At 48.9% G+C, this 817-nt stretch carries 2 pseudogenes; both read right to left on the bottom strand.

The features are described 5' to 3' along the window. Positions 1–6: 6 nt before the first annotated feature. Positions 7–719: pseudogene (locus tag CIK04_RS29110) on the bottom strand (OB-fold nucleic acid binding domain-containing protein); the annotation flags it as partial. Beyond that, positions 712–817, bottom strand: a pseudogene (locus CIK04_RS29105) (transaldolase); the annotation flags it as partial. The pseudogenes CIK04_RS29105 and CIK04_RS29110, both read right to left, overlap by 8 nt.

The raw sequence follows: 817 nt of genomic DNA, 5'->3' as shown, positions 1-817 counted from the left end.
AATTAGTTAAATTTCGAGTTCTATCCTGGTCTTACCAAGCAACATTTTTAATTCATCAAGTAATGTATCACTAGGCGTTACTCGCCATTCCGTGCCCAATGTTAACCGCGCTCTGGCGTCGGCACGCTGGTAGTATACATTGACAGGAATCGTTCCGGCTTTATGCGGTTCTAAGATCCGGCTAAAGCGCTCAAAAAACTGGTCATCAATCTGTAGATGCGGCAATCGAAACTGACACTCCTCTGGCGTATTTTTCACGTCGCAGAACCGAGGTCCATCACTTCGCGAGCCGTCAYTTTAAGGCCACCATTGAAGTCATCAAAGCTGGACCTGTCCGGAAACCACCAAGATTTTATCTTTTTCCAGCAGATCTGCATACCGTCTAACGCATCTGAGAACAACATCACTTCCATACGACCGCTGCGATCATCCAATGTCATGATACCGATACGCGTACCACGCTTGGTGGTCATCACACGGGCGGCGATCACTAAGCCAGCCAGTGTCGTGAATTGTCCACGACGCGTTGGGGTGGCGTCTTTTAATCGACAACTGGTGTACTTATTGAGTTCCGTGAGATACGCATTAACTGGGTGCCCTGTCAAATAAAGGCCCAGCGTTTCACGCTCCCCTTCAAGCCACACTTTTTCTGGCCAAGGTTCCACTTGAATGTATTTGTGTTCCACCTCTTCAGGCGCATCGGTCAATACACCAAACAAGGAATTCCGCGTGCGTCATTGGTGCTGGACGCTCTGCTGCGCCTTTAGAGTCAACCAGTTTCTCAACCACTTCACCTTCAGCCGCTTCAAGTTCTGCA

Source organism: Vibrio sp. 03_296 (assembly GCF_002265885.1).
The sequence above is the reverse complement of the archived record's forward strand: the minus strand, read 5'-3'. Positions and strand labels throughout refer to the sequence as shown.